This window comes from Mesorhizobium sp. M0119, from assembly GCF_040322615.1.
Lineage (GTDB): Bacteria > Pseudomonadota > Alphaproteobacteria > Rhizobiales > Rhizobiaceae > Mesorhizobium.
Map to the genome: position 1 here is coordinate 48,715 of NZ_JAMYTU010000033.1, position 6,392 is coordinate 55,106.

Genomic DNA, 6,392 nt, shown 5'->3' on the forward strand with positions numbered 1-6,392 from the left:
TGCGCATGGCAAAGCCGTTGCTCGAAATGTCGGCCGCGAGGGTCTTCTTCGATGGCATCTTCACCAGCCCGCGCGTCGCCCATCCGGAAGGCGTGGCCATCCATCGCGACGGCTCGATCTGGTGCGGCACCGAAACCGGCGACCTGCTGCGCTTGGCCGCCGATGGCGGCTCGGTCGAACGCATGGGCGGCACGGACGGCTTTCTGCTCGGCATCGCCTTCGATAGCGCGGACAACTGCTTCGCGTGCGATCTCAGACATGCGGCGATCTTTCGCTGGGATGCCGCGACGGCTGATATGACGCGCTTCGCCTCGGCCGGCATCCGCGTGCCGAACTATCCCGTGATCGACGAGGCGCGCGGCTGGCTCTACGTTTCCGACAGCCTCGGTGAAGACAACCGCTCCGGCATCTTTCGCTACGATTTGAACACCGGCAAAGGCGGCCTGTGGTGCCGCGAGGCCATGGCCTTCGCCAACGGCATGGCGATGGCGCCGGATGGCAACGGACTTTGCGTAGTGGAAAGCCATGCGGCCTGCGTCAGCTATGTGCCGATCCTTGCCGCCGGCACGGCAGGGTCTCGCCAGCTCGTTGTGGAGGGCGTGAACAACGTTCCCGATGGCGTCGCCTTCGCACCGGACGGGTCGCTGTTCATCTCTTGCTACGAGCCGAGCCGCATCTACCGCTGGCGAAAGGATAGCGGGCTCGAGGTGGTGATCGAGGATCCGGCGGCAACGACGCTCGCCCACCCCACCAACATCGCCTTCAAGGGCGACAAGCTCTACACCGCAAATCTCGGCCGCTGGCACATCACCGAAATCGACTTGACGGCGATTTCTTAGATCGGGCCGAACCGGGCGGCGCTGCCCTATCCCAGCCGCCCGTGACTCGATCGGATGCGCAACACCTGCACCCGCGACGGCAGCTCGATCAGGAACTCTTCGTCCCGCTCGAGATGGTGGATTTTCGTCGGATCGCCGCCGGTGAAGGCCGCCATCGCCTCGACGTTTTCCCAATAGGAAATCGTCACGAATTCCGAATGGGTCGGCGTGTCCTCGCGAAAGGTCTGCACGCCCAGTGCCTTCTCGATCAGCGGCTTGATGCCGGCTTGATAGTTGTAGCTCTCATAGGCGTCTGCCTTCTCAGGCAAGGTTCTGCCGCGCCAGACACGGGCGATGGTTGGAGTTTTCTCTGTCATGGCCATTGAATTCCTGCTGTCTCGAATCGCCGGCATTCGGCTTGGCAAGGCCAGCCAGGGAATGCATCTGCAAGCGACGGTTTTCGCCCCCCGGTTGACGTGAGCGCTACCTCCGCTAGGGGCCTCATTGCCGACCGCTAGGAGACCTACTCCTGATCCTCGGCGCCTCCTCCGTGGAAGAAGGACCGGATTTCCTGCATGTCGACGCTGCCGTCACCGTTCTCATCGACGGCGTTGAATATTCGCCCGACGAAATCCTGGACTTCGCTTTGAGAAACCGCGCCATCGCCGTCCGCATCTACTATGGCGAACATCATGCGCATCCTCGCGCCATGCATCCCGCGTGCAATGTCACCGCGGCCTCCCATCTCCCAACCTCGCTCAGGCGGGCCCATCCTGTAGCCGCGATGCCAGCGGTCGCGACCTCGCCGTTCTGTCCGGGGCGCGCGATCTTCCTGCATTCTCTCCTCCAGCATCTCAGTCATCATCTGGCGCATCATTTCGCGCATGGCATCCTGGCTCTGCCCGCTCATTCCGGGCGACCGTTCGGCGCCACGATCCGGCGCCGGCGCGGCGGGCGCAGGTGGGCTCGTCTGGCCGAATGCCGGCGCGGCCAACATGGCCAGCGCCGCAGCAATTACCGTTGTTTTGCTTGCGAGCGTCATCGTAATCTCCATCGATATGAATTGGTGGCTGCTGCATCCAAGCCAAACCGGCTGCTCGCCTCATGGTTCCTGGTCAGTCGGTACGACGGCGCAAAAGTCCGCCTGGTCCCCGCAACGAAAGCCGCTTGCCCACGTTGCCATTCATGCGAAGCTCCACCAGGAGGAAAAAATGGCTGACGATAAGAGCAAGCGAGACTTCCGCGACCGCGATCGCGTTGCTGCGGAAGACGACCGTGAGGTCGAGTATTTTGCCCAACAGAACGGCATCACGGCCGACCAGGTCCGCCAGCTGATCAAGAGCTTCGGCAATGATCGCGGGCGGCTGACCGTAGCTGCGAAGGCATTGCGAGGGATTTCACCTGCCGGAGCCGACGAGGTGACCAGGGAAGCCCGCCAGCAGGCGACACCCATGCATCTCGGTAAACCCGACGAGTGATGCCAGGCAACTGCTCTGCCGCTGCCGCGGGCATCAGAACTTGCGGCTCAGATAATCCGAGTCGCGCAGTCCGAACCGCCACTCGGCATCGACAGCCTTGGAAATGCCGATCCGGCGGCCTGTTAGAACGGCGCTGGCGTCGCCCGGCTGCCTGAATTCGAATGGCGGCACGTCCAGCGGCAGCCCGTCATGGGATTTGTCGATTGCCAGCGCCTGGCAAAGGCGACCCGGTCCCGAACAAAGCAGGCGGGGATCGTCAACGCCGCGATTGGCCCGCATCACCTCCAGCCCTAATCGCGGTTCGATTGCGCGGATAAGCACGGCACTGCCGGGCAGGCAGACGGCATTGAGGCACCAGTGCAGGCCATAGGAGCGATAGACATACGCGCTGCCTGGGGCGCCGAACATTGCGCCGTTGCGCACCGTCCTGCCACCGAAAGCATGCGAAGCCGGGTCATCCGGGCGATAGGCCTCGGTCTCGACGATGACGCCGCCAACGCCGTGCACAAGCAGCGTGGCGCCGATCATGTCGCGCGCCACGGTGGTGGCGTCACGGGCAAAGAATTGATGGTTCGTAGCCAACGTGCACCGGACTGATCGCGCCTGGACCTGGCGCGACAACAAATTCTCGGACCGGAAGCAAAATGTCCAGCCACTGCGCCGCGGGTCTGGAACGGCTGTACTCAGCGCAGCATGGCCGCGCCGATGAAAACTGCCGCGGCCAGCACGACGATGGCGGCAATCACCATGACTGGCCCATATCTGCTCGGTTGGACGTCGGGCTCATCCTTCAGCGGGCGCATCGCATTGGCATAGCTCGCCTGGTTGGTAAACTTCGGCGTTTCATGGCGCGGGGCAGGGCTCTTCGGCGGAGCGTTGCCGGCGGATTCCGCGTCCGTTTCCATGGGAGCCGCAGCCGGATCGATGCCCGGGGTCTTGTCCCCTTCGCGCCCGGCATCGATATCGCCCCGCGCTTGAGCCGGGCTTCGCCCAAGAGGTTCTGCGTCGGTCATCGTCGAAGTCCTTTCAGAGCATCGGCCTCAAGCATTCTAACCTGCGTCTCATTTCAAAGTTCCCCCGTTTCAAAGTTCCCCCTTTTTGAAGTTCCAACGAGCGGAAACCGCCTAGGCCTGCTTCCAGGAACAACCGGCGATCGAGCGGGTTGAGCAAGCATCGGGAGAGCAAGATGGACTTGGTGGCGCCACGCGCCCAGATCGGCAGTTCGAAACAGGCTCCAGCGCATGATCTACTTCACCGCCGACACGCATTTCAGCGACCCGCGCATTTTGCGCATCGACCGCCGCCCGTTCGGCTCGCTGGCGGAACATGACCGGTCGCTCATTTCGTTCTGGAACGAGACTGTCGGGCCGGACGACGAGGTCTGGCATCTCGGCGATTTTGCCAGGGGATCGGCCGCGTTCGTGTCGTCGCTTTTGGCGTCTCTTCATGGCAGCAAGCATTTGATCATCGGCAACAACGATGCTGCGGCCACCATCGAGGCCACAGGTTGGGCGAGCACGCAACACTACAAGGAGCTGACGCTCGACGGCAGCTTGCTGATCCTTTGCCACTACCCTTTTCGCACCTGGAACCAGATCGGCAGGAAGTCGATCGACCTGCATGGCCATTCCCACGGCAGGCTGACCCCGGTCACGCGCCAGTATGACGTCGGCGTCGACAGCTGGGATTTTCGTCCGGTTACGCTGACCGCCATCCTTGCCGGCCGCGGCCGAAGGGCGGCGCGGCAAAGCCGTCAAAAAGTCGAGTGATCGAAAGTGCCGGCCGTGCGTTGAGGAATTTCAACACCAGGGAGCACGCCATGAACAGACGTGAACTGATCGATGCCGACGGCGGCAATCATGCCGCAAAACCCATTCCGCGCGCCGCGTTCGATGGCACCTTGGCCCTGCTGCGCGAAGGCTATGATTTCATTTCAGCCCGCTGCCGGCGCATGAACACCGACATCTTTGCGACGCGCCTGATGCTGCGGCCGGCAATCTGCGTCCGCGGTGCCGAGGCTGCCGAGATGTTTTATGGCGGCGACCACTTCACCCGAATTGGTGCGATGCCGCAGACCACGCTGCGTCTGCTGCAGGACAAGGGCAGCGTCCAGGCGCTCGACGGCGCCGCTCACCGCCACCGCAAGGCGCTTTTCCTGTCGATCCTGTTGGATGGTGACCAGATCGGGCGGCTCCGCGCAACTTTCCGTCGGGCCTGGCTCGACCGACTGGAAGACTGGCAGCGGCGTGACGAGGTCGTCCTGTTCGACGCCGTAAACCTCGTCCTGACCCAGGCGGCAGCGGATTGGGCCGGCATCCCCGCCGACAAGGATCGCGCCGAACTCTGCCGCGAGCTCAGCGGCATGGTCGAGAACGCCGGCGGCATTGGGCCGTCGACCATGCTGGCGCTGTGGCGGCGACGCCGGACCGACGCACTATCGGCGAGCTTGTACGGCGCGTTCGAAGCGGCGCGCTTGATTTGCCGGCAAACAGCCCGGTCCGCCTGGTCAGCGAACATGTCGATGCCGAGGGAATGCCGCTCGATCTTGCCAGTGCTGCGGTCGAGATCATCAACATCATCCGGCCGGTTGTCGCCATCGGCCGCTTCATCATGTTTGCGGCGCTGGCGCTTCACCAGCACCGCCAATGGTACGACAAGTTCGCCGCCGGCGATGACGACGGGCTGGAAGCCTTCGCCGAGGAGGTTCGCCGGCTCTATCCGTTCTTCCCGTTCATCGGCGGCCGCGCCCGCCACCCCTTCGAATGGAAAGGCTACCGTTTCCACGAAGGCGACTGGGTTCTGCTCGACCTGCACGGCACCAACCATGATCGCCGCCTGTTTTTGGAGCCGGACCGGTTTATCCCGGAGCGCGGCTTGAGCTGGAAAACCCACGGCTTCGACTTCATCCCGCATGGCGGCGGAAATCCGGCGACTACCCATCGCTGCCCCGGAGAAGCCGTCACTGTCGCGCTGATCATGGAAGCGGTTCGCCTGCTGACGCGGTCGATGGCCTACCAGGTGCCTGATCAGGATATGACCGTCTCGCTTGCCCGCATGCCGGCGCGGCCGAAATCCGGGTTCAGGATAGATAATGTGCGGCGAAAACCCGGCTGAAAGGCTGCCGGTCGAACCGGAACCTCTGCGCAGCTGAGGCGTTCGAAAATTGCAAGGCGTAAAGGCAAACGCAATGGCTCAGAAGATCACGACAGGCGCGAACGACCGGCCGCGCAATGAAACCATCGGCCAATCCGGCGAAGGCCTGCCGGACGACAGCAGCAGGCCGCTCGAGGTCGACGAAGGCTGGGTCGCCCGGCTGAGAAACAAGCTGCAGGGCAAGCCCCGGCAAGCCGGTCAGACCAACACGGACGAAGTCCCCGCAAGCACTCCAGGCGCTGGCGAGAATATTTGTCGCCGCTGTGCAGGGTCAGGCATGATCGACGGCCGCACCTGCCCCGAATGCGGCGGAACCGGGAAGGTGATGACGCCGATAGGCGGAGGCTGAGCAATTCCAGGAAAAGTGTGAAGCGGTTTTCCGTCCGGTATTTGCGTCAAACAATAAGATAGACCGGTCCTGCGTTTCCGCGGAACGATGAACCGTCCAGCGCCGGTCAGATCGCCGGCACCCACTTCCAGAACACGCCTTCCTTGCGGTCGGGGTAGTGCTTGAACTCGCATTCGAAGCGCCAGCCGTAGTTCTTGGCGGTGGCAAGCGCCTCTTTGCTGACCGGGTTCATGCCGGTTCCCGGCGCAAACCAGTCCTCCAGCAAGTCGTCGGGGATATAGGCGCCGATCCTCAAAGGCAGCTGTTCGAGGACGACATCCATTTCAGGTGGTGCGGGCACGGGGCGCTCCCTTCAAGATCTAACTACGACAAGCCATTCGAAGCTGATTGGGTTCCAAGCCATCGATCGAAGGTGAGCATCATGGGCGGGCGGGACTGGATTCGACGTCCGGCCTTGCGAGATATGGTTGAAATAGGAGGGTCGACAGATTTGCGAGTTGACGGTAAGCGCGAATTTCCCCGCACCTTTTGCTGTTGAGTGCTCTGATGCATGAGGTGTCCACCAAAATAGGTGGACACCTTGTGATGGAAGAA

11 protein-coding genes are annotated in these 6,392 nt (G+C 62.8%); 5 read left to right on the forward strand and 6 right to left on the reverse strand.

The window, feature by feature from the left end:
* Positions 1–5 precede the first annotated feature (5 nt).
* Positions 6–839 carry an SMP-30/gluconolactonase/LRE family protein gene (locus tag NKJ40_RS24350; RefSeq protein WP_352468262.1) on the forward strand — a complete coding sequence of 278 codons (834 nt, stop codon included), beginning with the start codon at positions 6–8 and terminating at the stop codon, positions 837–839.
* Between the two features lie 26 nt (positions 840–865).
* Here the strand turns inward: NKJ40_RS24350 and NKJ40_RS24355 are convergent, their stop codons facing one another.
* On the reverse strand, positions 866–1,195 hold the full coding sequence (locus NKJ40_RS24355; RefSeq protein ID WP_352468263.1) for an antibiotic biosynthesis monooxygenase family protein: 330 nt from the start codon (positions 1,193–1,195) through the stop codon (positions 866–868).
* Positions 1,196–1,341: 146 nt separating this feature from the next.
* Positions 1,342–1,860, reverse strand: a complete 519-nt coding sequence (locus NKJ40_RS24360) for an EF-hand domain-containing protein (RefSeq protein WP_352468264.1) — start codon at positions 1,858–1,860, stop codon at positions 1,342–1,344.
* 169 nt (positions 1,861–2,029) lie between these two features.
* On the opposite strand from NKJ40_RS24360, the gene NKJ40_RS24365 reads away from it, so the two are divergent.
* The gene (locus tag NKJ40_RS24365) at positions 2,030–2,296 is read left to right on the forward strand and encodes a DUF3606 domain-containing protein (RefSeq protein WP_352468265.1); all 267 of its coding nucleotides are present in this window, start codon (positions 2,030–2,032) and stop codon (positions 2,294–2,296) included.
* 33 nt (positions 2,297–2,329) lie between these two features.
* Here NKJ40_RS24365 and NKJ40_RS24370 read toward each other — a convergent pair whose 3' ends face one another.
* Together NKJ40_RS24370 and NKJ40_RS24375 are read right to left on the reverse strand one after the other, a co-directional pair.
* Entirely contained in the window at positions 2,330–2,878 is a 549-nt protein-coding gene (locus NKJ40_RS24370) for a DNA-3-methyladenine glycosylase (protein ID WP_352468266.1), read from the reverse strand.
* Positions 2,879–2,979: 101 nt separating this feature from the next.
* Positions 2,980–3,309, reverse strand: a complete 330-nt coding sequence (locus tag NKJ40_RS24375; RefSeq protein ID WP_352468267.1) for a hypothetical protein — start codon at positions 3,307–3,309, stop codon at positions 2,980–2,982.
* A 228-nt stretch (positions 3,310–3,537) separates the two neighbouring features.
* Here NKJ40_RS24375 and NKJ40_RS24380 point away from each other — a divergent pair, with 228 nt between their 5' ends.
* Positions 3,538–4,065, forward strand: coding sequence for a metallophosphoesterase (locus tag NKJ40_RS24380; protein ID WP_352468268.1), 528 nt, complete (start codon positions 3,538–3,540; stop codon positions 4,063–4,065).
* A 164-nt stretch (positions 4,066–4,229) separates the two neighbouring features.
* On the opposite strand, the gene NKJ40_RS24385 is transcribed toward NKJ40_RS24380, so the two are convergent.
* Positions 4,230–4,436, reverse strand: a complete 207-nt coding sequence (locus tag NKJ40_RS24385; protein WP_352468269.1) for a hypothetical protein — start codon at positions 4,434–4,436, stop codon at positions 4,230–4,232.
* A 338-nt stretch (positions 4,437–4,774) separates the two neighbouring features.
* Here NKJ40_RS24385 and NKJ40_RS24390 point away from each other — a divergent pair, with 338 nt between their 5' ends.
* Positions 4,775–5,410, forward strand: a complete 636-nt coding sequence (locus NKJ40_RS24390; protein ID WP_352468270.1) for a cytochrome P450 — start codon at positions 4,775–4,777, stop codon at positions 5,408–5,410.
* Positions 5,411–5,483: 73 nt separating this feature from the next.
* Positions 5,484–5,798 carry a hypothetical protein gene (locus NKJ40_RS24395; protein ID WP_352468272.1) on the forward strand — a complete coding sequence of 105 codons (315 nt, stop codon included), beginning with the start codon at positions 5,484–5,486 and terminating at the stop codon, positions 5,796–5,798.
* A gap of 106 nt (positions 5,799–5,904) precedes the next feature.
* Here the strand turns inward: NKJ40_RS24395 and NKJ40_RS24400 are convergent, their stop codons facing one another.
* Positions 5,905–6,138, reverse strand: coding sequence for a hypothetical protein (locus NKJ40_RS24400; protein ID WP_352468271.1), 234 nt, complete (start codon positions 6,136–6,138; stop codon positions 5,905–5,907).
* Positions 6,139–6,392: the final 254 nt, after the last annotated feature.

Excerpts from the sequence above, each read along its gene's own strand:
- NKJ40_RS24350 (WP_352468262.1), top strand. The coding sequence starts at position 6 with ATGGCAAAGCCGTTGCTCGAAATGTCGGCCGCGAGGGTCTTCTTCGAT.
- NKJ40_RS24355 (WP_352468263.1), bottom strand. The coding sequence starts at position 1,195 with ATGACAGAGAAAACTCCAACCATCGCCCGTGTCTGGCGCGGCAGAACC.
- NKJ40_RS24360 (WP_352468264.1), bottom strand. The coding sequence starts at position 1,860 with ATGACGCTCGCAAGCAAAACAACGGTAATTGCTGCGGCGCTGGCCATG.
- NKJ40_RS24365 (WP_352468265.1), top strand. The coding sequence starts at position 2,030 with ATGGCTGACGATAAGAGCAAGCGAGACTTCCGCGACCGCGATCGCGTT.
- NKJ40_RS24375 (WP_352468267.1), bottom strand. The coding sequence starts at position 3,309 with ATGACCGACGCAGAACCTCTTGGGCGAAGCCCGGCTCAAGCGCGGGGC.
- NKJ40_RS24380 (WP_352468268.1), top strand. The coding sequence starts at position 3,538 with ATGATCTACTTCACCGCCGACACGCATTTCAGCGACCCGCGCATTTTG.
- NKJ40_RS24395 (WP_352468272.1), top strand. The coding sequence starts at position 5,484 with ATGGCTCAGAAGATCACGACAGGCGCGAACGACCGGCCGCGCAATGAA.